24 protein-coding genes and 1 pseudogene are annotated in these 26,504 nt (G+C 49.7%); 10 read left to right on the top strand and 15 right to left on the bottom strand.

What is annotated here, in order from left to right; translation table 11 throughout:
* Positions 1–55 precede the first annotated feature (55 nt).
* A complete protein-coding gene (pmrD, locus tag HUZ68_RS15355; protein WP_001295285.1) occupies positions 56–322 on the top strand; it encodes a signal transduction protein PmrD in 267 nt (88 codons plus the stop codon).
* Here pmrD and arnF read toward each other — a convergent pair.
* From arnF to arnB, 7 genes are read right to left on the bottom strand one after another with little or no spacing between them, the layout of a single operon-like run.
* Entirely contained in the window at positions 316–702 is a 387-nt protein-coding gene (gene arnF, locus HUZ68_RS15350) for a 4-amino-4-deoxy-L-arabinose-phosphoundecaprenol flippase subunit ArnF (protein ID WP_000523880.1), read from the bottom strand. The two genes, pmrD and arnF, sit on opposite strands and share 7 nt — an antisense overlap.
* Positions 702–1,037, bottom strand: coding sequence for a 4-amino-4-deoxy-L-arabinose-phosphoundecaprenol flippase subunit ArnE (gene arnE, locus HUZ68_RS15345; protein WP_000638031.1), 336 nt, complete (start codon positions 1,035–1,037; stop codon positions 702–704). The genes arnF and arnE overlap by 1 nt, the downstream gene beginning before the upstream one ends.
* Positions 1,034–2,686, bottom strand: a complete 1,653-nt coding sequence (gene arnT, locus HUZ68_RS15340) for a lipid IV(A) 4-amino-4-deoxy-L-arabinosyltransferase (protein WP_000844063.1) — start codon at positions 2,684–2,686, stop codon at positions 1,034–1,036. Before arnT ends, arnE begins: the two co-directional genes overlap by 4 nt.
* Complete coding sequence (gene arnD, locus HUZ68_RS15335) at positions 2,686–3,576, bottom strand: 4-deoxy-4-formamido-L-arabinose-phosphoundecaprenol deformylase (protein ID WP_000169737.1); 891 nt, start codon at positions 3,574–3,576, stop codon at positions 2,686–2,688. Before arnD ends, arnT begins: the two co-directional genes overlap by 1 nt.
* Positions 3,573–5,555: a bifunctional UDP-4-amino-4-deoxy-L-arabinose formyltransferase/UDP-glucuronic acid oxidase ArnA gene (arnA, locus tag HUZ68_RS15330; protein WP_033815409.1), complete on the bottom strand. Its 1,983-nt coding sequence runs from the start codon at positions 5,553–5,555 to the stop codon at positions 3,573–3,575. Before arnA ends, arnD begins: the two co-directional genes overlap by 4 nt.
* The gene (gene arnC, locus HUZ68_RS15325; protein WP_000461658.1) at positions 5,555–6,523 is read right to left on the bottom strand and encodes an undecaprenyl-phosphate 4-deoxy-4-formamido-L-arabinose transferase; all 969 of its coding nucleotides are present in this window, start codon (positions 6,521–6,523) and stop codon (positions 5,555–5,557) included. The genes arnA and arnC overlap by 1 nt, the downstream gene beginning before the upstream one ends.
* A 3-nt stretch (positions 6,524–6,526) precedes the next feature.
* Positions 6,527–7,666, bottom strand: coding sequence for a UDP-4-amino-4-deoxy-L-arabinose aminotransferase (gene arnB, locus HUZ68_RS15320; protein WP_033815425.1), 1,140 nt, complete (start codon positions 7,664–7,666; stop codon positions 6,527–6,529).
* Positions 7,667–7,973: 307 nt separating this feature from the next.
* Here arnB and ais point away from each other — a divergent pair, with 307 nt between their 5' ends.
* Positions 7,974–8,576, top strand: coding sequence for a lipopolysaccharide core heptose(II)-phosphate phosphatase Ais (gene ais / locus HUZ68_RS15315; protein WP_001317957.1), 603 nt, complete (start codon positions 7,974–7,976; stop codon positions 8,574–8,576).
* A 38-nt stretch (positions 8,577–8,614) separates the two neighbouring features.
* On the opposite strand, the gene nudI is transcribed toward ais, so the two are convergent.
* A complete protein-coding gene (nudI, locus tag HUZ68_RS15310; protein WP_001249884.1) occupies positions 8,615–9,040 on the bottom strand; it encodes a nucleoside triphosphatase NudI in 426 nt (141 codons plus the stop codon).
* Between the two features lie 278 nt (positions 9,041–9,318).
* Here nudI and HUZ68_RS15305 point away from each other — a divergent pair, with 278 nt between their 5' ends.
* The 6 genes from HUZ68_RS15305 to yfaU all read left to right on the top strand — a co-directional run bounded on the left by HUZ68_RS15305 (position 9,319) and on the right by yfaU (position 15,552).
* Positions 9,319–9,861 (top strand): YfaZ family outer membrane protein, encoded by a 543-nt coding sequence (locus HUZ68_RS15305; RefSeq protein ID WP_001301623.1) that lies wholly within the window; start codon positions 9,319–9,321, stop codon positions 9,859–9,861.
* 99 nt (positions 9,862–9,960) lie between these two features.
* A complete protein-coding gene (locus HUZ68_RS15300; RefSeq protein WP_000921621.1) occupies positions 9,961–11,163 on the top strand; it encodes a nicotinamide mononucleotide deamidase-related protein YfaY in 1,203 nt (400 codons plus the stop codon).
* 219 nt (positions 11,164–11,382) lie between these two features.
* Complete coding sequence (locus HUZ68_RS15295) at positions 11,383–12,165, top strand: IclR family transcriptional regulator (protein ID WP_000894166.1); 783 nt, start codon at positions 11,383–11,385, stop codon at positions 12,163–12,165.
* A 14-nt stretch (positions 12,166–12,179) separates the two neighbouring features.
* Positions 12,180–13,385 carry an L-rhamnonate dehydratase gene (gene rhmD, locus HUZ68_RS15290; protein ID WP_000174592.1) on the top strand — a complete coding sequence of 402 codons (1,206 nt, stop codon included), beginning with the start codon at positions 12,180–12,182 and terminating at the stop codon, positions 13,383–13,385.
* 56 nt (positions 13,386–13,441) lie between these two features.
* Positions 13,442–14,731 carry an MFS transporter gene (locus HUZ68_RS15285; RefSeq protein WP_021557003.1) on the top strand — a complete coding sequence of 430 codons (1,290 nt, stop codon included), beginning with the start codon at positions 13,442–13,444 and terminating at the stop codon, positions 14,729–14,731.
* A 17-nt stretch (positions 14,732–14,748) separates the two neighbouring features.
* The gene (gene yfaU / locus HUZ68_RS15280; protein WP_000992980.1) at positions 14,749–15,552 is read left to right on the top strand and encodes a 2-keto-3-deoxy-L-rhamnonate aldolase; all 804 of its coding nucleotides are present in this window, start codon (positions 14,749–14,751) and stop codon (positions 15,550–15,552) included.
* A gap of 40 nt (positions 15,553–15,592) precedes the next feature.
* Here yfaU and HUZ68_RS15275 read toward each other — a convergent pair.
* From HUZ68_RS15275 to glpA, 5 genes and pseudogenes are all read right to left on the bottom strand, one after another.
* Positions 15,593–15,826 (bottom strand): annotated as a pseudogene (locus tag HUZ68_RS15275) (hypothetical protein); the annotation flags it as partial.
* Entirely contained in the window at positions 15,827–16,798 is a 972-nt protein-coding gene (locus HUZ68_RS15270) for an ISNCY family transposase (RefSeq protein WP_112924929.1), read from the bottom strand.
* Positions 16,799–16,990: 192 nt separating this feature from the next.
* The gene (gene glpC, locus HUZ68_RS15265) at positions 16,991–18,181 is read right to left on the bottom strand and encodes an anaerobic glycerol-3-phosphate dehydrogenase subunit GlpC (protein ID WP_001000379.1); all 1,191 of its coding nucleotides are present in this window, start codon (positions 18,179–18,181) and stop codon (positions 16,991–16,993) included.
* Positions 18,178–19,437 (bottom strand): glycerol-3-phosphate dehydrogenase subunit GlpB, encoded by a 1,260-nt coding sequence (glpB, locus tag HUZ68_RS15260; protein ID WP_001209887.1) that lies wholly within the window; start codon positions 19,435–19,437, stop codon positions 18,178–18,180. The genes glpC and glpB overlap by 4 nt, the downstream gene beginning before the upstream one ends.
* On the bottom strand, positions 19,427–21,055 hold the full coding sequence (gene glpA / locus HUZ68_RS15255; RefSeq protein ID WP_115740057.1) for an anaerobic glycerol-3-phosphate dehydrogenase subunit A: 1,629 nt from the start codon (positions 21,053–21,055) through the stop codon (positions 19,427–19,429). The genes glpB and glpA overlap by 11 nt, the downstream gene beginning before the upstream one ends.
* Before the next feature lie 272 nt (positions 21,056–21,327).
* On the opposite strand from glpA, the gene glpT reads away from it, so the two are divergent.
* Together glpT and glpQ are read left to right on the top strand one after the other, a co-directional pair.
* A complete protein-coding gene (gene glpT / locus HUZ68_RS15250) occupies positions 21,328–22,686 on the top strand; it encodes a glycerol-3-phosphate transporter (protein WP_000948724.1) in 1,359 nt (452 codons plus the stop codon).
* A gap of 4 nt (positions 22,687–22,690) precedes the next feature.
* Positions 22,691–23,767, top strand: a complete 1,077-nt coding sequence (glpQ, locus tag HUZ68_RS15245; protein ID WP_000779077.1) for a glycerophosphodiester phosphodiesterase — start codon at positions 22,691–22,693, stop codon at positions 23,765–23,767.
* 223 nt (positions 23,768–23,990) lie between these two features.
* Here glpQ and HUZ68_RS15240 read toward each other — a convergent pair whose 3' ends face one another.
* A complete protein-coding gene (locus HUZ68_RS15240; protein WP_001134028.1) occupies positions 23,991–25,061 on the bottom strand; it encodes a hypothetical protein in 1,071 nt (356 codons plus the stop codon).
* A 463-nt stretch (positions 25,062–25,524) separates the two neighbouring features.
* Positions 25,525–26,403 (bottom strand): LysR family transcriptional regulator, encoded by an 879-nt coding sequence (locus tag HUZ68_RS15235; RefSeq protein ID WP_033815412.1) that lies wholly within the window; start codon positions 26,401–26,403, stop codon positions 25,525–25,527.
* Positions 26,404–26,504: the final 101 nt, after the last annotated feature.

Here is a 26,504-nt window from a genome sequence, read left to right as displayed (position 1 = left end):
TTTATCTGTTAATCTGTAAATTGATGTGAAAACTCTTAGCAAACAGGATAATGCAATGGAATGGCTGGTCAAAAAATCGTGCTGCAATAAACAAGATAACAGACATGTACTTATGCTCTGCGATGCTGGCGGCGCGATAAAAATGATCGCCGAAGTGAAGAGTGACTTCGCCGTGAAAGTGGGGGATTTACTCTCGCCTTTGCAGAATGCGCTTTATTGTATTAATCGTGAAAAGCTGCATACGGTGAAAGTCCTCTCGGCAAGCAGTTATAGCCCCGATGAGTGGGAACGGCAGTGTAAAGTGGCAGGGAAAACTCAGTAACGTTGTTTTGTCGTGGGCAGGAAAATCAGCATCAACCCGCTCATAATACAGGCTACTCCCAGTAGTGCTTTCAGCGAAAAAGTCCCTTCCCAGCCGGGAAGTACCATTGAAGCAATCCATACCAGCACATAACTCATACTGAGCAAGGCATAGGCTTTGCTTAGCGCAAGTTTATGTAGCGTTTTATACCAACAAAAAACGGAAAGCAGATAACCCAGCAGCCCGAGTAACAGTATCCGGGCATCCAGCCCAAAAGCTAACAGAGCCGCGATAAAATCCCATAAGTGCGTCATCGGCGGCAGATGACTCGCCGCAAAACCCAGGCTTAATTGCGCAACTGAGGCAATAATGACGCTGAATAATCCCCACATCAGGCCCATTACACCGTACTCCCGAGGATCACAATGCCACCAATAATGAACGCCACCCCACACCAGTGACGCGGCGATACCGGTTCGTGCCACAGTTTTACTGCAGCCAGCGTCACCCAGACAAAATTCAGACTTAACATCGGGTAGGCAATGCCTACCGGTACGTTCTGCAAGACCAGCAGCCAGAGCACCATGGCAAGACCAAGACAAGCCAGCGCCAGTCCCAGCCACAGCACGATATGTTTGCGCCGTTTGTTTATCGCCACAAAGCAGGTTGCCTGTTTCTGACACAACTGCCCGGCAACGCTAAGCAAGCTGGCAAAGACTAATGTTAGCCAGATCATTTGGGACGATACTGAATCAGCACCAGACGCTCCTGACGATCGATGGCATCTGCGGGCGGAATGGCGAGACTGTTGATATCTTCATCGCGGTCAACCGAAAGCACGAGTGTAATAATCCCCTCCTGACGATGTTGATTAAGCCAGTTTGCGAACTCATCACCGCTGACAAATCTCCCTTTCGCATCCGGATAATTAAGGCCGTATTTCAACTCACCTGTCTGGCGATACATGATGATGTCATCGCGTTGCAGGCTCCATGCCAGACCTGCGGCAACACCGACGCTATCAGTAAGAATATAGCGGCTTGGCTGAAGTGATTCTTGTGTCATCTCGACAAAAAATTGCGGATGTTTTCCTTCCATGACTCTGTCAGGAATTGAAAATCCTACCAGCAACGCCAGCCCCAGCGGGCAAAGCGCGGCAAAAGACCAGGTCTTTTCGACGTTTGTTAAGGTGTACCAGCCGAAAAATGCCCATAGCGAAAAAATCGACCAGGCACAAAAGACTTTATAGCTCTCGAAGGTTTGCCACACCGGCGTGTTCATTGGTCCCCAGGGGGAGACCACAAATGTGGCAATAATGCCAGTGACGCCAAAAGCGATGTTAATCCAGCCATTAATCCGCAACGCCAGAGGATTATTTTTTGCTGCCAGCAAAGCGTAATGCGCCATCAGCATTGCCAGAGGTGCAAAGCAGGAAAGAATATAGGTGGGCAATTTGCCTTTAGCGACGGAGAAAAACAGCAGCGGCATTATCGTCCAGCTCAACAAATAGACGGTTGCGGAATGCTTGCGGTTTTTCCAGCCTGTGTACAGTGCACCGGGGAGTAATCCCAGCCACGGAAGGCTACCGGCAATGATGACCGGCACGTAGTACCAGAACGGAGCTCTATGTTGGGCATCATCCAGTGCAAAGCGTTGAATATGCTCAACCCAGAAAAAATAGTGCCAGAAGTCAGGCTCCCGCTGCGCTATCGTCAGTCCCCAGGGGAGAACCGTCAGTACGCAACTGATAACCGCCAGCCAGCCGTAAATAAAGAGATCTTTCCAGCGTTTTTGCGTCGCTACCCATGGCAGCACGCTTAATACCGGCACGGCAAGGGCGAGAAAACCTTTGGTCATCACCCCCATGCCGCAGGTGATTCCCAGCAGTAAAAATCCTGCGCTTTTGCCTTTCCACGTCTGTGCCTGCATTGCCAGCCAGAAGCTGCACATTCCCGCCACCAGCCAGAATGCAATAAACGGATCGAGCACGGCATAAGTGCCGATGGCATAGACAATAAACAATGAGAGATAAATTACTGTGGCGAGTAATGCCAGACGTTTATCGCGCCATAAGCGCAGAGTAAACCAGGTCACCAGCGCGGCAGTTAACAGGGTCGCAAAGATAACGCCTGCCCGCACACCAAAGTTATTCGCGCCAAATAGCCATTGCCCAATGCTGTTAATCCAGTATCCGGCAATGGGTTTTTCAAAATAACGTAGCCCTAACAGATGGGGCACAATCCAGTCGCCGGATGCCAGCATTTCCCGACTGATTTCCGCATAACGCGTTTCATCGGGTTGCCATAGCAGACGCGTGCTGATCGGTAACAGGTAATAGCAGGCAATAAACGCGAAGAGGCCGATAAGGTAACGTACCGATTTCATCAGCGACTACCCGCAATTTGTTGGCAACCCAGCCAGCCTTCACGTCCGGCAATATTTCCGCGAACAACTTGTCCGAGCGGCAACGTCTCTGATAACAGTTCGCTTAAAGGGCAAAATGTCACGCCTTCCTGAGCTGCGCGTTTGAGGAGATCCACAAAATTATGCTGATAAGCGCAGCCTTCAACTTCTGCATGAATGGTATAAACCGGCGTGCCTTTATCTCGCAGGATGCGGTTGAGTAACCAACCATTAAAATCTTCTGCTTTCACATCCCGACCAATCACTTCGTCCCAGGTGGGTAATGTCACCGGAATTTGCGCAGTGCCAGGGTTTCCTGATTCGAGCAGTGGACGGAACGGCATGGCCCCACGACAATCGCTGTTGTAGCGCAAATGGAACGCTTCTTTTGCTTCGATCACCTGCTGGTCGGCACGCCAGCCCGCAGCGGCAGAACAGGTTACCGGTTGACCGATAATCTCTTCCAGAGTGCGAAGGCCGCGTGCAATATCGTCGATCATTGTTTGCCGATCCCAGTTACCGCTACGGGCTTGCCAGGCATGGTGATCCCAGGCGTGCAGGCCGACTTCGTGATGTTTAGCCGCTTCACGAATGATATCGGCATTGGCATGACCAATCTCTTTACCTGGCCAGGCCGTACCTGCCAGTAAAATATCCCAGCCATAAAGCGATGCCGCGTTTGAGCGCAGCATCTTCCACAAAAACTGTGGCTTCACCAGTCGCCAGAGATGGCGGCCCATATTGTCCGGGCCGACGCTGAAAAAAATGCTGGCCTGAATATTATGCTTACTCAAGATTTCCAGCAGACGCGGCACGCCTTCACGGGTGCCACGAAAGGTATCGACATCAATGCGTAAGCCTACTTTGGTCATGATGGTTTATCCGTAAGATCAACGGTGCGCAGGAAGAAATCCAGCGTTTCGTCGATGGTTTCCTGCATATCAATTTTCGGCTCCCAGTCCAGGCAGCGGTGGGCATTGCGGATGCTCGGTTTACGATGCTCTACGTCCTGATATCCTTTGCCGTAGTAGCTGCTACTTTCGACAACGCGAAAGCCCGCAAACGGTGGGAAATGATGGCGCAGCGGATGTTTTTCGAAGCTCGCCAGCAGCATCTCGCCCAGTTCCTCAATGCTCGCTTCGTTCTCAGGATTGCCAATGTTGATAATTTCGCCGTCGCAGCGATTTCCCGCATTTTCGATAATGCGGTATAACGCCTCGATTCCATCGCGAATATCAGTAAAGCAGCGTTTTTGTTTTCCGCCATCAATCAGCTTAATCGGTGAACCTTCTACAAGATTGAGAATGAGTTGCGTAATCGCGCGGGAGCTGCCGATTCGTGCCGCATTAAGGTTATCCAGTCGTGGTCCCATCCAGTTAAACGGGCGGAAGAGGGTGAACTGTAAACCCTCTTTTTCGCCATAGGCCCAGATCACCCGATCAAGTAATTGTTTTGACACCGAATAAATCCAGCGTGGTTTATTCACCGGGCCGACGATTAAATTAGAATGGTCCTCATCGAAGTATTTATCGCTACACATTCCATAAACTTCTGAAGTTGATGGGAAGATGATTCGCTTACGGTACTTCACGCAGTAGCGGATAATGCGCAGATTCTCTTCAAAATCGAGTTCAAATACGCGCAGCGGATTGCGGGTATATTCAATCGGCGTGGCTATCGCCACCAGCGGCAAGACGACATCACATTTTTTGACGTGATACTCAATCCATTCGGAATGAATACTGATATCGCCTTCGACAAAGTGAAAATGCGGATGATTCAGAAAACGGCTTATCGCATCGCTGCCAATATCCAGACCGTAAACTTCATAATGATCTTCGCGCAGCAGGCGTTCTGTCAGATGGTTGCCAATAAAGCCATTCACCCCGAGGATGAGTACCCGGGTACGGCGTCGGGCGGCACAGGCAGGCTGGCTATTCAAGCGTGAACCTTGCACCAGGCCCAGCGTCTGCGCTAATTGCGAGCCCTGCATAGTAATGCCGTCGCCCGCCTGTCCGGTGACGATTTCCAGCGCGCCATCGCCACAGGCAATCAGCAGTGGCGCAACAGAAATCACGCTCCCCGGCTGTGCTTTGCTGGCATGAGGATGAACACGCGACGACCAGACGGTGAATTTCTGATTGCCAACATAGCTGAAGGCACCCGGCCACGGATCGGCAACGGCACGTACCATGTTGTGCAGTACGGATGCCGGCTTATGCCATTCGAGGAAACTGTCATCCGGCGTTCTGCGACCAAAACAGGTGGCTTCGTTTTCGCGCTGGGCGATTTCCAGAATATTACCGTGTTTAATGGCGGGTAATGTCTGTTCCAGTAGCTGGCGCGCGGCATGGCACAATTTATGATGCAGCGTAATAGCGATATCGTCTGGCGCAATGGCAACGCGCAGTTGCGCCACAATGGCCCCGGCATCGGCACGTTTTACCATTCGGTGCAATGTAACGCCCGTTTCCGTTTCACCGTTCACCAGCACCCAGTTCAGCGGCGCGCGACCACGATATTTTGGTAACAGCGAACCGTGCAGATTAATTGCACCTGCGGGAGCGAGCTGCAAAATTTCGTCGCAAATAAGATGGCGATAATAAAAAGAGAAAATCACATCTGGCGACAGTTGGGCAATGCGTTCCACCCACAGCGGATGATTAACGTTATCCGGCGCATAAACCGGAATGCCTCTTTCCGCCGCCAGACGAGCCACCGAACCATAAAAGGCTTTTTCACCGGGATTATCAGTATGGGTAAAAATGGCGCTAATTTCGTAACCGGCAGACAGCAGGGCTTCAATACCGAGGCATCCCATATCGTGGTAGGCAAAAACGACGGTTTTCATTATTCATTTTCCTTGCTGGATGGACGGATAACTTGCTGAACAAAATAGCGGGGGCGGGCGCGGACATCGGTGTAGATCCTGCCGATATATTCACCGAGTAATCCCATGCCGATAAACTGAGCGCCAATAAAAGTAAACAGCACGGCAAATAGCATAAAGACGCCTTCTGCCGCCCATTGTGGTCCGAAGGTCAGGCGTAAAATCACCAGCAGCACCGCAATGCTAAAACCTCCAATCGCAATAATGCTGCCGAGCAGACTCAGCATACGTAGCGGCGTTGTGGTAAGGCAGGTCACCAGGTCGTACATCAAATTAATCAGGCGCATAAAGCTGTATTTGGATTCACCATACTCACGTTCGGCATGATGCACTGGAATTTCAATGGCACGGCGGGCGAAGATATTCGCCAGAATCGGGATAAAGGTGCTGCGTTCATGGCAGTGCAACATCGCATCGACAATATGACGGCGATAGGCGCGCAACATACAACCGTAGTCACCCATCGCTTTGCCGGTGGTGCGCTGAATAAGCCGGTTAATCATCTTCGAAGCTGTTTTACGAAACCAGCTGTCCTGGCGGTTCTGGCGTACAGTCCCTACCACGTCGTAACCTTCATCGGCTTTTGCCACCAGACGGGGGATCTCCTCTGGCGGATTCTGGAGATCGGCATCGAGGGTAATAATTAAGTCGCCAGTAACGTGACTGAATCCCGCCATAATCGCTGAATGCTGCCCGTAATTGCGGTTAAGCAAAATAGACACAATATGGCTGTTCTCCGCTTGTGAGGCTTCGACCAGCATATGCGCGGAATTATCGCTACTGCCGTCATCAATCAGCAGGATCTCATACTCTTTCCCCAGTGATTCACAGGCTGTGGTGGTGCGCCTGATTAATTCCGGTAAGCTTTCCTGCTCGTTATAAACGGGAATAACCACCGAGACTTTCTTAACAGGGTGGATTTCAAACATGGCTTATTGTCCTGCGAGTTGCTGAAGGGCTGTGATGACGCGGTCGGCATCGGCGGTAGTCATATCCGGGAACAGCGGCAACGAACAGATGCGTTCGCTATTCCATTCGGTATTCGGTAACGACAGCGTGGGAAAACGCTCGCGATAATATTTTTGTGTGTGAGCGGCGCGGAAATGTAACCCGGTACCAATACCTCTTTCTTTTAACGCTTCCATCAACACATCGCGACTGATACCACAACGTTGTTCATCGACACGAATAATAAACAGATGCCAGGCGTGAACGTGCGACCAGGCGGGAAGGCTTAATGGCTGAAAGGGGAGAGCTGCCAGTGCTTGCTGATATTGCTGGGCAATTTCGCGCCGACGGGTGTTGAGGTGCTCTAATTTAGCTAACTGTGTCAGGGCAATCGCGGCGTTAATATCGGTCAGATTGTACTTATAGCCCGGTGTTAAGACTTCAGCCTGCGGTGCACGGCCCCAGGTTTGTCTGTCATAGGCATCGACACCCAGACCGTGAAATTTCAGCATCCGTAGCTGGCGGGCAAGGTTTTCATTATCAGTTACAATCAGGCCACCTTCCGCACAGGTAATATTTTTAATGGCATGAAATGAAAAAATAGCGGTACCTTTTGCGCCAATATGTCGCCCTTTGTAATACGTACCGACGGCATGGGCAGCATCTTCGATAACTGCGATGCCGTAACGTTCGCCAATGGCGCGAATGGCGTCAATATCTGCTGGCGCACCGGCATAATGCACCGGAATGATGGCTTTAGTGCGTGGCGTAATGGCTGACTCGATAGCTTCAGGCGTGACCATCAGCGTATCGCGGTCGACATCCACCATTACCGGCGTTGCACCCAACAAGGAAATCATATTGAGGGTTGAAACCCAGGTCAGGGAAGGCGTAATCACTTCATCGCCCTTGCCAATTTCCAACGCCATTAGCGTGATATGCATTCCGGCGGTGGCTGAACTGACCGCGATGGCATGCTGATTTCCCGTCAACTGGCAAAAGGCTTGTTCAAGCGCCTGATTCTTCGGACCGGTTGTGATCCAACCGGATTCGAGAACCTCTTTAACTGCAGCGAGTTCCTCCACGCCCATTGCTGGTCGCGAAAAAGGCAAAAATTCTGACATTGCTTTTCCTTCCGCCATTGAATACCTGTCCACTTATATTTGCTATAAAGAGTGTTGTGTATATTTTGCCATTTGGAGCGAAATTTTAAGGATAGAATATTAACTTAACCTTAAGAAACTAATATTAGACGTAAATATTGAAATTTTTATATTTTTTCTTATTTAGGCTTTGCATTTGGCAAAATTTTGAGGCATTTTGCCGGCATCGCAGGATTTTTAATATTACACCAACTGCTAATTATCGCCAGAAATGTCGCTCAATTTCACGGTAATTGTCTGGTTGCGCTTGTCTATAGGTGGAGTTTACGTGTTAGCTTTTTGCCGCTCTTCGTTGAAGTCAAAAAAATATTTCATCATTTTACTGGCGCTCGCTGCAATTGCCGGACTGGGTACTCATGCCGCCTGGAGTAGCAATGGTTTGCCACGTATCGACAATAAAACATTGGCCAGACTGGCACAGCAGCACCCGGTTGTCGTTTTGTTTCGCCATGCTGAACGTTGCGATCGTTCAACCAATCAATGCTTGTCAGATAAAACAGGTATTACGGTCAAAGGTACCCAGGATGCCCGTGAACTGGGCAACGCTTTTAGTGCTGATATCCCTGATTTCGATCTTTATTCCAGTAATACCGTCCGGACCATTCAGTCCGCGACCTGGTTTTCAGCGGGTAAAAAGCTCACGGTAGATAAACGACTTCTTCAATGCGGTAATGAGATTTATAGTGCAATTAAAGACTTACAAAGAAAAGCACCTGATAAAAATATCGTTATTTTTACCCATAATCATTGCCTGACATATATTGCTAAAGATAAGCGTGATGCGACATTTAAACCTGATTATCTGGATGGTTTAGTCATGCATGTGGAAAAAGGCAAAGTTTATCTGGATGGGGAATTCGTTAACCACTAAATTTTCAATCTGACAGCCAGTGATGGCTGTCATCATTGTTAAAGAAGACCTTTCAAACGTAACGTTTTTCGGGTGGCAACATTCAAATCATAATGCACCAGATCTTCAGGTTTTACCCACGCGTAGTCCTGAAACTCTTCGTTTATTTTCACTTCTCGGTTGGCAGAAACGCAGTCAAAAATCAGGTAAATCATATAAATCTCTTCCTTGCGACCATCTGCATACGTCTTGGTGCGAATATCATCGCTGAAGGTCCATGGCGTGATTTCTGTCAAAAGCAGCTGTTCTCCCAATTCTTCGCGAATTTCGCGGCGTAGTGCCTCTTCAATTCGTTCGCCGGGCTCCACGCCGCCACCCGAAAGCGCCCATTGACCGGGGAAAACGCCGCGATCGTCGGCCATTTTACACAGCAAATAAGCACCATCATTTTGAATCAAAGGGCATACAATAGTCCGTTGTCGCACAGGGGTATTCCTTATAAATAAAAAGAAACCATGAGAATACGGTAACTCAGAAATATGTGAAAGTGACAGTAATCTCTTTTGCGATGATAACTGCACTTATTATTATTTTTGTGTGTATCGGTAAAGTGTGTTTATTTTTTCGGCGTTTAATTATTTAAGAAGTATTTAGTTACAATAAGTGACTAGATCCCTTTTTTCGCTCATTGAATCCTCTGCGCCAGGCAGTACAATCCCGCAGCTTTGGGAATTTTGATTAATTGCTTGTGGGAAAGGGGATAATGAAAAAAATTGCGCTAGCAGGTCTGGCCGGAATGCTGTTGGTTTCTGCATCGGTCAATGCAATGAGCATCAGCGGCCAGGCGGGTAAAGAATACACCAATATTGGTGTCGGTTTTGGGACTGAATCGACGGGCCTGGCTTTAAGCGGTAACTGGACACATAACGACGACGACGGTGACGTCGCGGGCGTGGGGCTGGGGTTGAATCTGCCTCTCGGGCCGTTAATGGCGACCGTTGGCGGAAAAGGCGTTTACACCAACCCGAATTACGGCGATGAAGGTTATGCCGCAGCGGTAGGAGGTGGTTTGCAGTGGAAAATTGGCAACAGCTTCCGTTTGTTTGGCGAGTATTACTACTCTCCGGATTCACTCTCCAGCGGTATTAAAAGTTATGAGGAAGCGAATGCTGGCGCGCGTTACACCATTATGCGTCCAGTCAGTATTGAGGCGGGTTATCGCTACCTGAATCTGTCGGGTAAAGACGGTAACCGCGACAACGCCGTGGCTGACGGCCCGTATGTTGGGGTTAACGCCAGTTTCTGATCCCTTCCGGCGCGGCATTCTGTCGCGCCATTCAGTTTCTTACTACGCCTTATCTCCCTTTGCGTTATAGTGATTCGATAACAAAAGCAGGAGATAACCATGTTAAAAGTGGAAATGCTATCCACCGGGGATGAAGTGTTACACGGGCAAATCGTTGACACTAACGCTGCCTGGCTGGCCGATTTTTTCTTTCATCAGGGGTTGCCATTATCTCGCCGCAATACGGTGGGGGATAACCTTGATGACTTAGTCACCATTCTTCGCGAACGTAGTCAGCACGCCGATGTGCTGATCGTTAACGGCGGGCTGGGACCGACCAGCGATGATTTAAGCGCACTCGCCGCTGCGACAGCAAAAGGTGAAGGCCTGGTGCTGCATGAAGCCTGGCTCAAAGAGATGGAACGCTATTTCCACGAACGTGGACGAGTAATGGCACCGAGCAACCGTAAACAAGCGGAGCTGCCTGCCAGTGCTGAATTTATCAATAACCCAGTAGGCACCGCCTGTGGTTTTGCCGTGCAGCTTAATCGTTGCCTGATGTTCTTTACTCCCGGCGTACCGTCAGAATTTAAGGTGATGGTCGAGCACGAAATCCTGCCGCGTCTGCGCGAGCGTTTTTCTTTACCACAGCCGCCGGTTTGCCTGCGTTTGACTACCTTTGGTCGTTCGGAAAGCGATCTGGCACAAAGCCTGGACACTCTACAACTGCCGCCGGGCGTAACAATGGGCTATCGCTCCTCAATGCCGATCATCGAACTGAAACTCACCGGACCGGCAAGCGAGCAACAGGCGATGGAAAAACTGTGGCTGGACGTTAAACGTGTTGCCGGACAGAGCGTGATTTTCGAAGGCACCGAAGGACTGCCCGCGCAGATCAGTCGCGAATTGCAAAACCGCCAGTTCAGCCTGACGTTGAGCGAGCAATTCACCGGTGGTTTATTGGCTTTGCAACTTTCTCGCGCAGGTGCTCCACTGCTGGCGTGTGAAGTGGTTCCTTCACAGGAAGAAACCCTGGCGCAAACTGCGCACTGGATTACAGAACGGCGGGCCAACCATTTTGCCGGGCTGGCACTGGCTGTTTCGGGTTTCGAGAACGAGCATCTCAACTTTGCGCTAGCCACGCCAGATGGCACTTTCGCTCTGCGTGTGCGTTTCAGCACTACACGCTACAGCCTGGCTATCCGTCAGGAAGTGTGCGCAATGATGGCACTGAATATGCTACGCCGTTGGTTAAACGGCCAGGACATTGCCAGTGAGCATGGCTGGATTGAGGTTGTTGAGTCCATGACCTTATCTGTCTGATTCCGCCACTCTGTGCCGGTTTACTGCACCGGCACATTCCCCCTCCGGCAAAATTTGTCCAACCTGTTGTACTCAATAAGAAAAAATCCGTGCGCTGATTCACAAATTTGTGCGTAATTTCTCCAGTCCGTTGGACGAGGAGCGGGATTTGATGCGCTTCACAATTTTACTCCCCCTGAGCAACGAGACTGATTCCAGTATCTAAGACTGGAGTCCAGTATGTTGGAATCAAGCAAAGTTCCCGCCCTGACACGGGCTATTGATATTCTCAATTTGATTGCCCGCATTGGCCCCTGTAATGCTGCGACGATCATTGACACATTGGGGATCCCTAAAAGCACGGCCTATTTGCTGCTTAATGAACTCAGGCGTCAGCGTTTTCTTAGCCTTGATCACCAGGAAAATTTTTGTTTGTGGACCAAGCTGGTGGAGCTTTCCGGTCATGCGTTAAGCAAGATGGATCTCCGGGAACTGGCTCGACCGCGTTTGACGCAACTAATGGATACCACCGGGCTGTTATGTCACCTGGGGATTATTGATAACGGCAGCGCTTATTACATTTTGAAAGTGGAGTCATCAGCCACTATCAGCGTGCGTTCACATGAAGGAAAAAGCCTTTCGCTTTATCGCTCCGGAATAGGTAAATGCCTGCTTGCCTGGCAACCTGCAACTGTACAGCAAAGTATTATCGAAGGGCTGGTCTGGGAGCAGGCGACACCCACAACAATTACTCATCCACAGCAACTTCACGAAGAACTGGCGCGTATTCGCCGTCAGGGCTGGAGCTATGACAACGGCGAAGATTACGCCGATGTCCGTTGTGTCGCTGCGCCGGTGTTTAACGCCAATAACGAGCTTACCGCTGCGATCTCGGTGGTCGGTACCCGCTTACAAATCAATGAAGAATACCGTGATTATCTGGCGGGCAAGGCCATTGCCTGCGCCAGGGATATTTCACGTCTGTTGGGATGGAAAAGTCCCTTTGACTTACAAGCCTCATAACAATGGAGAACATCATGACCCTACCAAAAATTAAACAGGTTCGCGCCTGGTTTACTGGCGGTGCGACAGCAGAAAAAGGCGCTGGCGGCGGTGATTATCACGACCAGGGGGCGAATCACTGGATAGACGATCATATTGCCACCCCGATGAGTAAATACCGCGATTACGAGCAGTCACGCCAGTCATTTGGCATTAACGTTCTTGGCACGTTGGTTGTTGAAGTCGAAGCAGAAAACGGCCAGACCGGATTCGCTGTTTCGACAGCCGGTGAAATGGGCTGTTTTATCGTCGAAAAACACCTTAACCGTTTCATTGAGGGTAAATGTGTCAGTGATATCAAACTGATCCACGATCAAATGCTCAATGCCACCCTGTATTACTCCGGCTCTGGTGGCCTGGTGATGAATACGATTTCCTGTGTCGATCTGGCTCTGTGGGATCTGTTCGGCAAAGTGGTCGGGCTTCCGGTTTATAAACTTTTAGGCGGCGCTGTTCGTGATGAGATTCAGTTCTACGCCACAGGTGCGCGTCCGGATCTGGCAAAAGAGATGGGCTTTATCGGTGGCAAAATGCCGACGCACTGGGGGCCACATGATGGCGATGCGGGGATCCGCAAAGATGCCGCTATGGTCGCGGATATGCGTGAAAAATGCGGTGAGGATTTCTGGTTAATGCTCGACTGCTGGATGAGTCAGGACGTGAACTATGCCACCAAACTGGCCCACGCTTGCGCGCCCTATAACCTGAAATGGATCGAAGAGTGCCTGCCGCCACAGCAGTATGAAGGTTATCGCGAACTGAAACGCAACGCGCCAGTCGGAATGATGGTCACCAGCGGTGAGCACCACGGCACACTGCAATCTTTTCGTACGCTTTCAGAAACCGGTATCGACATTATGCAGCCGGATGTTGGCTGGTGCGGTGGCTTAACCACGCTGGTGGAAATTGCCGCAATCGCCAAATCCAGGGGGCAACTGGTGGTGCCGCACGGTTCGTCTGTTTACTCCCACCATGCGGTGATCACCTTCACCAATACGCCATTCAGCGAATTCCTGATGACCAGTCCGGATTGTTCAACGATGCGTCCGCAGTTTGACCCGATTCTGCTCAATGAGCCGGTTCCGGTGAATGGTCGTATTCATAAATCAGTGCTTGATAAACCCGGTTTTGGCGTCGAACTCAATCGTGACTGCAATTTGAAACGCCCCTACAGCCACTAATCACTCCGGGCGTTGCTGTGACAACGGTAACGCCCACATATTCTAAGGAGCTTTTTATAAGCACCGCTTTGCTTGACGCCGTGGTGAAGAAAAACCGTGTGCGTTTAATTCCGTTTATGTTGGCGCTGTATGTGCTGGCGTTTCTCGACCGTTCGAATATCGGTTTTGCCAAACAGACCTACCAGATTGATACCGGGTTGAGTAATGAAGCTTATGCGCTGGGAGCAGGCATTTTCTTTGTGGTATATGCGTTTCTGGGTGTTCCGGCGAATCTTTTGATGCGCAAACTGGGGGCCAGAACCTGGATTGGTACGACAACACTGCTGTGGGGATTTCTTTCGGCAGCCATGGCATGGGCCGATACTGAAGCGAAATTTCTGATAGTTCGCACTCTGCTTGGTGCTGCGGAGGCCGGATTTTTCCCTGGTATGATTTATCTCACCTCGCAATGGTTTCCGCAGCGTAATCGCGCCAGCATTATGGGGCTGTTCTATATGGGCGCACCGCTGGCGTTAACACTGGGATCACCGCTTTCCGGCGCGCTGCTGGAGATGCATGGATTTATGGGGCATCCCGGCTGGTTCTGGATGTTTGTGATTGAAGGATTGTTGGCAGTCGGCGCTGGGGTATTCACATTCTTTTGGCTTGATGACACACCGGAGCAGGCACGTTTTCTGAGTAAACAAGAAAAAACGTTGCTTATCAATCAACTGGCAAGTGAAGAACAACAGAAAGTGACTTCTCGGCTGAGCGATGCGCTGCGTAATGGGCGAGTCTGGCAACTGGCGATTATCTACCTGACCATTCAGGTGGCGGTTTACGGATTAATTTTCTTCCTGCCGACCCAGGTTGCGGCATTGCTGGGAACAAAAGTGGGCTTTACAGCGTCGGTGGTCACCGCCATTCCGTGGGTTGCGGCCTTGTTTGGGACCTGGCTTATTCCGCGCTATTCCGATAAAACCGGCGAACGGCGTAATGTCGCAGCGCTGACATTACTGGCGGCGGGCATTGGTATTGGTCTGTCCGGGCTGCTTTCTCCAGTACTGGCGATCGTAGCGCTGTGTGTTGCAGCCATCGGGTTTATTGCCGTGCAGCCGGTGTTCTGGACGATGCCGACACAACTGCTTTCCGGTACGGCGCTGGCTGCGGGGATTGGTTTTGTAAACCTGTTTGGTGCAGTGGGCGGGTTTATTGCCCCGATCCTGCGCGTGAAAGCAGAAACGTTATTTTCCAGCGATGCGGCGGGATTACTGACGCTGGCAGCGGTGGCGGTCATCGGTTCGCTGATTATTTTCACTCTGCGTGTAAATCGTACTGTTGCGCAGACCGACGTGGCACATCATTAAATAGGTTAAGGAACACGATGAACGCATTATTAACCAATCCCTTTAAAGAACGTTTACGCAAGGGCGAAGTGCAAATTGGTCTGTGGTTAAGCTCAACAACTGCCTATATGGCAGAAATTGCCGCCACTTCCGGTTATGACTGGTTGCTGATTGATGGGGAGCACGCGCCAAACACCATTCAGGATCTTTATCACCAGCTACAGGCGGTAGCGCCCTATGCCAGCCAACCCGTGATCCGTCCGGTGGATGGCAGTAAGTCGCTGATTAAACAAGTCCTGGATATTGGCGCGCAAACTCTACTGATCCCGATGGTCGATACTGCCGATCAGGCACGTCAGGTGGTGTCTGCCACGCGCTATCCTCCCTACGGTGAACGTGGTGTTGGGGCCAGTGTGGCACGGGCTGCGCGCTGGGGACGCATTGAGAATTACATGGCGCAAGTCAACGATTCGCTTTGTCTGTTAGTGCAGGTGGAAAGTAAAACGGCACTGGATAACCTGGACGAGATCCTCGACGTCGAAGGGATTGATGGCGTGTTTATTGGACCTGCGGATCTTTCTGCGTCGTTGGGCTACCCGGATAACGCCGGACACCCGGAAGTGCAGCGAATTATTGAAACCAGCATTCGGCGGATCCGTGCTGCGGGTAAAGCGGCTGGTTTTCTGGCTGTGGCTCCTGATATGGCGCAGCAATGCCTGGCGTGGGGAGCGAACTTTGTCGCTGTTGGCGTTGACACGATGCTCTACAGCGATGCCCTGGATCAACGACTGGCGATGTTTAAATCAGGCAAAAATGGGCCACGCATAAAAGGTAGTTATTGATATCAAAGGCCCATGGGGATCGGCTGTGGGCCTGTGTTAATTAGTGGTTATTCGCTGCCAGATCGGCTTCGCTTAGCTGGGTGGCCCCGAGCACCAGGTCACGATCAAAGCCCTGTTCCAGCATGCGCAAAGCAATTTTAATGGCTTGTTCATGCATGCCTTCCTGCAAACCTTCTAATTTACCTTGCTGCAAACCTACTAATTTACCTTCTTGCCAGCCAATTTGATGTCCTTCCTGCCGTAGCCGTTCAGCAATAGTCATCAATCTCTCCTTTTAATGACAGTTCGGAATATCAGCATCAGTGAGTTGGGTTGCCGCCAGCACAATCTCACGTTCAAAGCCCTGCTCCAGCATGCGCAAGGCAATTTTAATGGCTTGCTCATGCATGCCTTCCTGCAAACCTTCTAATTTACCTTTCTGCAGGCCCTCCAATTTACCTTCCTGCAAACCTTCTAATTTACCTTCCTGCCAGCCAATTTGGTGTCCTTCCTGCCGTAGCCGTTCAGCAATAGTCATTAATCTCTCCTTTTGTAGTGGTGAACGTTCGGCAATCTCCTGAATAAAACGGGTGAAACGGGAGGTATCGCCGCATTGCAGCAGATAATTAAACAGTGTTTGTAGCTGGCTGTCATTAGTGAAGCCTCTAACCAAAAGCGTGGTGATCCTGTCGACCATACCGATTAAATCGCGGTCGCGAATATGCTTTTGAATCAGTTCCAGCAGAGCTATACGCCGATGTTGCATGATCTCATCGTCAGGTACGATGGTGATATCCACCAACGGAAAAGCTTCGGTGTACAACTGCCGGGCAAGTTGCGGATCGTCAAACTCATCCAGCCAGTTGAGTGAGTACGGGTAGGGCGAGGTTTCGCCATGATAAAACAGCAACGGCACCACCAGCGGGACTCTGTCATAGCCTTTGTCCAGGTGACGCTGCATGGCGGCAGTGGCATAGCGCATTAGCCGAAAAGCCATATTCTTTTCTGCAGAGCTTTGATGTTCAATCACGCAGTAGATATAGCCGTCACCGTCGCTGGTTTCCACGGACCACAAAACATCCGAGTAGTAAGCGCGTAAACTTTTTTCAATAAAACTGGTGGGTTCCAGGCGTAAGGTTTGCAGGTTGCAAAGCTTGCGCAGCGGCTCTGGTAGATGTATTTCGAGAAAATCCCGTGCGGTTTCGGGTGTGAACATAAAGGTTTTAAATACTGCATCATGCGGGGAGGAGGTTGTTGATTCGGTCATGGTTGTCCGTCACCTGATATTTATGATGACGCGACATTACGGTTATCCCAGGCCTTTGACATCTGCCAGTTTCAGCCTTTGCGAGACGTTTTCAGAGGAATTTTCACTGCGTTGCAACGCATACATTGGGCACGGAATCGTGTACGCAAAAATGCCCGGTAACCACATGCTTACCGGGCATCAGAAAGGAGTTTAAGCCAGCGCCTGGGCCAGTAGCGTAATCGGATGTTCGCAGCGAAGGCTTGTGGACATCTCAATCTGCCATTTACAGGTTTCGCAGTCGGTGACCACCAGATCTGCGCCGCTTTCTTCTATCTGGCGGAACAATGGTGCGCCGATGGCTTGTGAGGTGGGGTAGTTCTCTTTTTTGAAACCGTAAGTACCCGCAATACCGCAGCACTGGGAATCCAGCACCGTTAATTCAAGCCCCGGGATGTTACGCAACAGCTCCAGGGTGTAGAGCGTCCAGCCCATTTTTTCCATATGGCACGGAGTGTGATAAACCACTTTCAGCGGCAGCGGTTTCAGCGGTAACGTTTTGCCTTCGTCCAGCTTGCGCCACAGCCAGCGGGTCGCCAGTTCGATATGATCGCGCAAGCCTTTGTTGTCGACATTCAGCACTTCCGGGTATTCGTCGCGCAGGGCAAATGTACAGGTTGAGGAGGTGGCAATCACCGGAATGCCTTTTACTCCCACAGCTTCGCGGATCGACTCTACATTCGTAATTGCCTGTTTGCGTGCTTTATCGGTAAAGCCGTTGGCGATCAGCGGTACGCCGCAGCATTTTTCTTTGCTGAGCAGTTGTACACCGGTACCCATTGCGTTGAGCACTTTAATTAAATCTTTACCTAACTGCGGATGGTTGTAGTTAACGAAGCAGCCGTGAAAGAAAGCGACCTGGTCTTTATACTGCGCTTGCTGAGCCGCCACGCTGCGATACCAGCGACGAAACGTGCCGAAGGAATATTTCGGTAGCGTGCGGCGATGATCGATTTTTAACGCCGCATCAAGCAACTGCCGCACCGGTTTCAGCGAGGTAGCGGTGTTGACGATTGGTGCGAACGGCGTGGAAACGCTACCCATCAGGTCGGTATGACTCAACACAAAATTACGCAGCGACGGGCGCGTGGTGTCATATTTCGCCCGCGCGCGCTGGATGATATCGCCAATCTTCACATCGGACGGGCAGGCGACTTCACAACGTTTGCAGTTGATACAATATTTCAGCGCCTCGTCATACAGTGCGCCATCCTTCAAACGCAGACGCTCGCCATCCGGCCCGGCTTGTTTTGGCCCTGGATAACCGGGATTCACCCGGCTCACTGGGCAGGCGGTGGTGCAGACGGTGCACTTAATGCAGTTTTCGAAGCTGGTGTCATTCATTGTTGGCCTCCTGCGCGTTGGGCAATCTGTTGAGCGGCATGTAAAGCACTGACGGCACAAACACCGCCGCCGCATCCCTGGGCGATGGGATCAAATCCGCCCAGCACCGAACCGATGGCAAATAGGTTTTCAATGGTTTGTCCTGCCTGCGACGGGCGTAGCGTCTGATCAGTGGTTACACCGAACTGCTGCCACGGTTGCGGCGCAAAAAAATCTCCCTTATACCATTCACCCCGCGTGGCGGTTTGTAGTACATCAAGGCCGAGAATCGGCTCTCGAATGCCGTTACGTTCCGCTACCAGTCCGCCACTAAAGAAACTGCCGCTGGCGAGAACCGCGAAACGTGGACGCAGCGGGATATCGGCGTGATTGCGGGTCCAGATTTCATTCACTACGCCATTTTTACAGGTCACTTTTTTCACTTCATCGCCCGGCATCCACACGCCACCCTGACGCACAAACTGGCGCTGTAACTGGTTTTGCAGACGAATGCCCAGCACGGAAGGCGGCAGCGTTGGCAAAAGCATCAGTGAACAAGGTAGTTTTTCATTCAACCAACGCCACAGTTTGTCATCAGCCAGGCCGAAGCAGGCGGGCATCAGGATCATTTCGCAGGTATTGGCGACAGGAATAAGCGCATCAAGTAACAGCGGCCAGTTTTCTTCATTATCAAGGAAACGGGCGATATTCACCGCGCGGAACTCGGTGGCGTTATTGCGCAGGACATCCAGTTCCGGCAGCTCTATTTCTGCGGTTTCAACGGCAAGGCCGAGTTCACGCAACGAAGCTGCCGCAAGGTGCGCCTGAAAATCCATCAGTCCGCTAATTCCCACTACACATATTTTCTTCGCGGGCAGCGGCCAGACGGGGACTTCTGGCGAACTTAGCCAGGTAGAGCGCAGAGTGCCGAGCGGCGTAATCCGCTGGTGAGCCAGTTCTACGCTGCCCTGCAATTGCGCACCGCTTTCAGCGATTAATGCCTGCGCCTGGCAAGCGAGATCGAGCACGCGTTGTGGCCCGAGAAGAGAGTAAGGATGTGCAGGTGCCTGCTGACGCAAAGATTCCAGTCCACTGTGAATGTCTGTCACAGCTTGACCATCTGGCAGATGGCTCAGCAAATCCAGCGAACCGGATGAGAAATGCAGCGCGCTTTGACCACGCGTGACAATGGCACAGCGCAGGCCGTGTTTTTGCAGTTGCAGGCCACAGAGTAATCCGGCGAGGCCGCCGCCCATAATGACAGTATCAAAGCGCATCTTTCTGCTCCTTCTCCAGACCACACAATCCCTGATAAACCCAGCGGGTAAATTCGCTTTCGCGCAGTGCATCTCCCCAGGCGATGGGTTGCACGCCTTTCCAGCGTTCGTTAAGGAAGGTGGAAAGTTGCTCGATAGATTGCGCGGACGTCGTGACGTTAAAACGTTGCAGCAGTCCGGCAGCGCGGCAGGCGCAGAGTTCGCCCTGGCAGGTACCCATCCCCACACGGGTACGACGGCGTAAATCCAGCAGGCTATTAACGTTTAAATTTTCTACCGCGTACTGCACTTCACCCGCAGTTACCGCTTCGCACTCACATACCAGGCTACGGTGCAGACGGCCTTCGCTCAGCCAGGCAGGCGTGCGATCGCCATGACGATAAACCGCAGAACCGCGCAGCGGGGCAGGCAGGGAGATGACTTTACGCAAGGTAACTTCAGCGGGTTCTTGTGAACCAGGCAGTGCCAGATCGGCAGTCGTACAGGGGCGCGTGTTGCCCAGTTTGCGGCATACCGCGTCGGTAGCCCATTCAGCCATCAGCCGATAGGTCATCAGTTTGCCACCGGTGATGGTGATAAATCCGTCCAGACCATCGCGTTCAGCATGGTCGAGCAGCACGATGCCACGGCTGACGTTACGTCCGCTCGGGTCGTCATCGCTGGCAACCAGCGGGCGCACGCCAGAATAGGCCCGCAAAATGCGCGTTTTCGCCATCACGGGGGCCAGTTTTTCCCCTTCACGCAGCAGAATATCAACCTCTTCTGCCGTCACTCGATTATCGTCAATCTCGTTGTAATCAATACGTAAAGAGGTGGTGCCAATCAGCGAAATGGTATCGCCAGGCACCAGAATATCGGCGTCGGAAGGTTTACGGCAGCGGTTGATCACATGCTGGTTAATGCGGTGATCCAAGATCAGCAGCGATCCTTTCGCCGGGAACATGCGAATGCGCAGATCGGCATATTCGGCAATGTGTTGCCCCCAGATCCCAGCGGCATTAACCACGACAGGTGCATGAAGGGCCTGAGTTTCGCCGGTGAGATGGTTACGTACACGAACACCGCACACCGTCGCGCCTTCACGAATCAGCCCCGTGACTTCATGAGCGGTAAGGATAACAGCACCGTGTTCTTTGGCATCCAGCATGTTTGCTGCGGTCAGACGAAATGGATCAACGGTGCCATCCGGAACTTTCACCGCGCCAATCAGTGCCGGGTTAACGGCAGGTTCGATAATGCGCGCTTGCTGCGGGTCTATAGCTTCTGCGCTGATCCCTGCTTCTTCGCAGGCGCGAATAAAAGTGGCCTGGAAGGAGATGTCATCTTCCGGCAGGGTGATAAACAGGCCGTTAGTTGGTTCAACGCAGTGACGTGCAATGCGTTTCAGGATCTGGTTTTCACTAATGCATTCGCGGGCCGATTCCGCATCGGTTACCGCATAGCGCGCACCGCTGTGCAGCAGGCCGTGGTTACGCCCGGTGGCACCGGTTGCGATGTCGTGGCGCTCAACCAAAATCACGCGCAGCCCGCGCAGGGCACAGTCGCGGGCAATCCCGGCTCCCGTTGCGCCGCCGCCAATGATAATCACGTCACTTGATTGCGAGTCGCGAGTTTTCATTGTTATCCCTCTGAAGTTCGTTTTTTACCATTTAGCCATAGTAAAAACATGAATTGTTTGATTTCGCGCATATTCGCTCATAATTCGAAAGTGAAACGTGATTTCATGCGTCATTATGAACATTTTCACCATCGTATTTAATAATGTGTGCGGTAATTCACATTTAATTTATGAATGTTTTCTTAACATCGCGGCAACTCAAGAAACGGCAGGTTCTCCCACTGAATCAGGCTGTTAATCATAAATAAGATCACGGGCCACGGAGGCTATCAATGTTGAGTATTTTTAAACCAGCGCCACACAAAGCGCGCTTACCTGCCGCGGAGATCGATCCGACTTATCGTCGATTGCGCTGGCAAATTTTCCTGGGGATATTCTTTGGTTATGCTGCTTACTATTTGGTTCGTAAGAACTTTGCGCTCGCTATGCCTTACCTGGTGGAGCAGGGATTCTCACGCGGTGATTTAGGTTTTGCCCTTTCGGGGATCTCGATTGCTTATGGATTTTCGAAATTCATCATGGGTTCGGTATCGGATCGCTCGAATCCGCGCGTTTTCCTGCCCGCAGGTTTGATTCTGGCGGCGGCAGTGATGTTGTTTATGGGCTTTGTGCCATGGGCGACGTCGAGCATTGCGGTAATGTTTGTACTGTTGTTCCTCTGCGGTTGGTTCCAGGGGATGGGGTGGCCGCCGTGTGGTCGTACTATGGTGCACTGGTGGTCGCAGAAAGAACGTGGCGGCATTGTGTCAGTGTGGAACTGTGCGCACAACGTCGGTGGTGGTATTCCGCCGCTGCTGTTCCTGCTGGGGATGGCCTGGTTCAATGACTGGCACGCGGCGCTCTATATGCCCGCTTTCTGCGCCATTCTGGTGGCATTATTCGCCTTTGCGATGATGCGCGATACCCCGCAATCCTGTGGCCTGCCGCCGATCGAAGAGTACAAAAATGATTATCCGGACGACTATAACGAAAAAGCGGAACAGGAGCTGACTGCGAAGCAAATCTTCATGCAGTACGTGCTGCCGAACAAACTGCTGTGGTATATCGCCATCGCCAACGTGTTCGTTTATCTGCTGCGTTACGGCATCCTCGACTGGTCACCGACTTATCTGAAAGAGGTTAAGCATTTCGCGCTGGATAAATCCTCCTGGGCCTACTTCTTCTATGAGTATGCGGGTATTCCGGGCACTCTGCTGTGCGGCTGGATGTCGGATAAAGTCTTCCGTGGCAACCGTGGGGCAACCGGCGTTTTCTTTATGACACTGGTGACCATCGCGACTATCGTTTACTGGATGAACCCGGCAGGTAACCCAACCGTCGATATGATTTGTATGATTGTTATCGGCTTCCTGATTTACGGCCCTGTGATGCTGATCGGTCTGCATGCGCTGGAACTGGCACCGAAAAAAGCGGCAGGAACGGCAGCGGGCTTTACCGGTCTGTTTGGTTACCTGGGCGGTTCGGTGGCGGCGAGCGCGATTGTTGGCTACACCGTGGACTTCTTCGGCTGGGATGGCGGCTTTATGGTAATGATTGGCGGCAGCATTTTGGCGGTTATCTTGTTGATTGTTGTGATGATTGGCGAAAAACGTCGCCATCAGGAATTACTGCAAAAACGCAACGGAGGCTAATGGCATGAAATTGACGCTGAAAAACCTTAGCATGGCGATCATGATGAGCACTATAGTCATGGGAAGCAGTGCAATGGCGGCGGACAGCAACGAAAAAATAGTCATCGCCCATCGCGGTGCCAGTGGATATTTGCCGGAGCATACGCTGCCAGCAAAAGCGATGGCGTATGCGCAGGGAGCGGATTATCTGGAACAGGATTTGGTGATGACCAAAGACGACCATCTGGTTGTTCTGCATGACCATTACCTCGATCGTGTTACTGATGTTGCCGATCGTTTCCCGGATCGGGCGCGCAAAGACGGTCGTTACTACGCGATAGATTTCACGCTGGATGAAATTAAGTCGTTGAAATTTACCGAAGGTTTCGATATTGAAAACGGTAAAAAAGTGCAGACTTATCCAGGGCGTTTCCCAATGGGTAAGTCCGACTTCCGGGTGCACACCTTTGAAGAAGAGATTGAATTTGTTCAGGGGTTAAATCACTCTACCGGGAAAAATATCGGTATCTATCCAGAAATCAAAGCGCCGTGGTTCCATCATCAGGAAGGGAAGGATATTGCGGCAAAAACGCTGGAAGCGCTGAAGAAATATGGTTACACCGGTAAAGACGATAAAGTTTATTTGCAATGTTTTGATGCTGATGAGCTGAAGCGTATTAAGAATGAGCTGGAACCCAAAATGGGCATGGATCTCAATCTGGTACAGCTGATTGCCTATACCGACTGGAACGAAACTCAGCAGAAACAGCCGGACGGAAGCTGGGTTAATTACAACTACGACTGGATGTTTAAGCCGGGTGCCATGAAACAGGTGGCGGAATATGCAGATGGTATTGGTCCGGATTACCATATGTTGATTGAGGAGACATCGCAGCCGGGTAATATCAAACTCACTGGCATGGTGCAAGATGCTCAGCAGAACAAGCTGGTAGTGCATCCTTATACCGTGCGGTCAGATAAACTGCCTGAATACACAACTGATGTGAATCAGTTATATGATGCTCTGTATAACAAAGCGGGTGTAAATGGGTTGTTTACTGATTTCCCTGATAAAGCGGTTAAATTCCTTAATAAAGAGTAATGCTGCTACTGCAGGATGGCGTTCATGCGCCATCCTCTGCTAAAGCGAAATAATGCTACTACCGGTTATTCTTTTCATTAACCGGTGCATCCTGTAAAAAAGATGCCAACATAATTTTCGTAAAACTCATTCGTTAAAAAAGCTAACACTGGGCATTGTTATTCTTTAAACAGTATGAATAGGTCTCAATAATAAATTGTAATGCAGTTTATACTGTAAAGTATTATTCTAATTTCGGAAAGGTAAAGAAAATATTAATGTATCTTATTAATTTATCATATTGTTCTTGGGTGAATGCTGTTTGCACACCTTCAGGGCAATATTTACCAGTAATAACCAGTTGCCCATTGCTGTGTTGTACCATTAAACCTTCTTTTTCCTTTGGATCTACAAACTTAGAATTATCAAATGTGAAGATATTTTTTTCCTGTTTTGAGTAAGCAAAGAAATCTCGTGTATAGCTGAAACTATCATTTATTAATGGTGCTAACTTTTTGTCGGTGATATCGATAAGCTCACCACTTAATTTATTGATGTATTTCATTTGGTTCAATTTTTTCTGCGCTTGTACAATTTGCTTGTAGGTATTTTTAATTTCCTTAGAAGAATTCTTGAATTTATCATAGCGTTCCTCGGAGGATGCGTATTTGTACCATTCTGTATTTTTTCTCAGAATGTAGTAGCAGGTCTGTATATTTTTTTGATCGCTGTAAAGTTGACTTTTAATACTTTCCTTACTGCTGGTTTTATAAGGTTTATCAGAGCTGTTTATTTTTGAAATGTCTTTTTCTGTCGGTGACTGGACCGTGTTGTGGATATTTTCTTTTATAACATGTTCATTGATGATGTTAATTGCAGTTTCATATTCATTTAAGTTTATTGTTCTTTGTGAAATAAACCCTTCTTTGCTTTCGACACTCAAAATACCTTCGTTGTTTTCACCTCGGGTAAAGGTAAGGGTATAGGGTTCATAATCCGCTGCAAATTCATTTTTATACGTTATGACATGTTCGACAAAATGTCTTATTGGTACGAAACCATAACTGTGAACGTCAATTTTTTGGGTCTTGATACTATCAATTGCATCTGAGGCTTTCGTGAAAAAAGCCAATAAATTAGCTATGCTGTCTGTTGAGGTTGATAACCCGTATCTACTTTGAGATATTTTTAGAAACTCATCGCAAAAAAACTCAAGTTTGGCGGTTTGTTGTGATTCTTTGTAAATTTCTGCTGGTTGCAATTTATTATTTTGTAAAATATTACAGCGAGATAAGTGAATAGATGTATTTGGCATAAATGATTCCTTGTATTGTGAGTTAACAAGATACAATTTAATCTTTGCAGAATATATTCACTATCAAATTTAGCTCATTTTATTACGAAGACCTTTACGCATGTTAGAAAGTATCATTATTGTTAATAAATACGGTAATAAGTAACAAACAGATATTGATAACTTCCCTGACAAGTTATTAGGTATCCCACTTGAAGATTGAGAATGGCTCCAGAGTAAACTGTGTACTGTTCGCCGGAGTGTCATTACTCTCAACAATCGGATTTGACAGTGAGTCGGGCGCTTCATACCGGTTTCTACCTGGAGTCATTGTCACTTCTCCCAACTGGATAAATATATCGCCAATTCACAAAGTGGGCCAAAATCAGGTGAAAACGAATTATTACGCCTGGTAAAGGCTATAGTACAACTAAGTGTGGCGAATCAGGCAGTCTTGCATTTGTCATCAATCTCATGTCTTACATCAAATTTTTCCACTCACCACTAGTTGTTCCGTACACATTTGTAGTAAAAACAGTGGACTGCCTTCTACCGGCTTTTCTTTAGCCAGCAACGAAATCTGTCGATAGAAGGTTGGTTCGAGAGGAACGGAACACAATTCATCTGCAATGGTTTTCAGCGTTAACTCTGGTAATAAGGCGATGCCTAATCCCTGTCGAATAAAACTGATCGCTGTATCCGGGTGATTAAATTCATATTTTATCTGTGGGGTAATATTCTTTTCTTTAAATAGTGCCATAATGCTTAATTCATAGCGTCCTTTACTAATGATTAATGGTTCACCCATTAATTCTTCCACTGTAATAGTGCTGTTTTTTGCCAGAGCATGGTTGGGCGGTAACACTACGGTGAATTTATCCTGATAAATGGGCACGGAGTACATTCCGCTCACCGGAAAATGAACAAAACCGGCATCAATGGATTCATTCTGAAGCGAATCAATAATCGCTGTGCTATTTTCCTCAAAAGGAATAATTTTTATATTCGGATGATGAATTTCAAAGTAGCGAATCACAACCGGTAAGATACAGGCGCAGACGCTGGGGAAACAACCAAGTCTCAGCGTTCTTTGAGGGTTCTGCTTTTCCTGCTCGGCTATCTCTTTTACTGCGTTAACTTCCCGATTAATGGCGCGCAGATATTGCACAATGCGGTGACCTGCTGTGGTCAGTTGTATAGCTTTACGGCGATCGCGTAACAGTATATTCACACCAAGTTCTTGTTCGAGGGCAGCAATTGCCTGACTTACCGCCGACTGCGTCATGAACAATCGCTTGCTGGCTTCAGTAAAGCCACCGTAATCCAGCACGGCGAGTAAAGAATTTATTTGGGTAAGAGTCATTAGAGTTTGCTAATCAATAATATTAAAACGATTAATTTCTCTAATAGCATGCCGCCATTTATACTTCTGTTCTGCAAAGTACATCACAATTTGACGCAACC

Source organism: Shigella dysenteriae (genome assembly GCF_022354085.1).
In the GTDB taxonomy this organism is placed as follows: domain Bacteria; phylum Pseudomonadota; class Gammaproteobacteria; order Enterobacterales; family Enterobacteriaceae; genus Escherichia; species Escherichia coli.
This window is presented reverse-complemented; position numbering and strand designations above follow the sequence as displayed.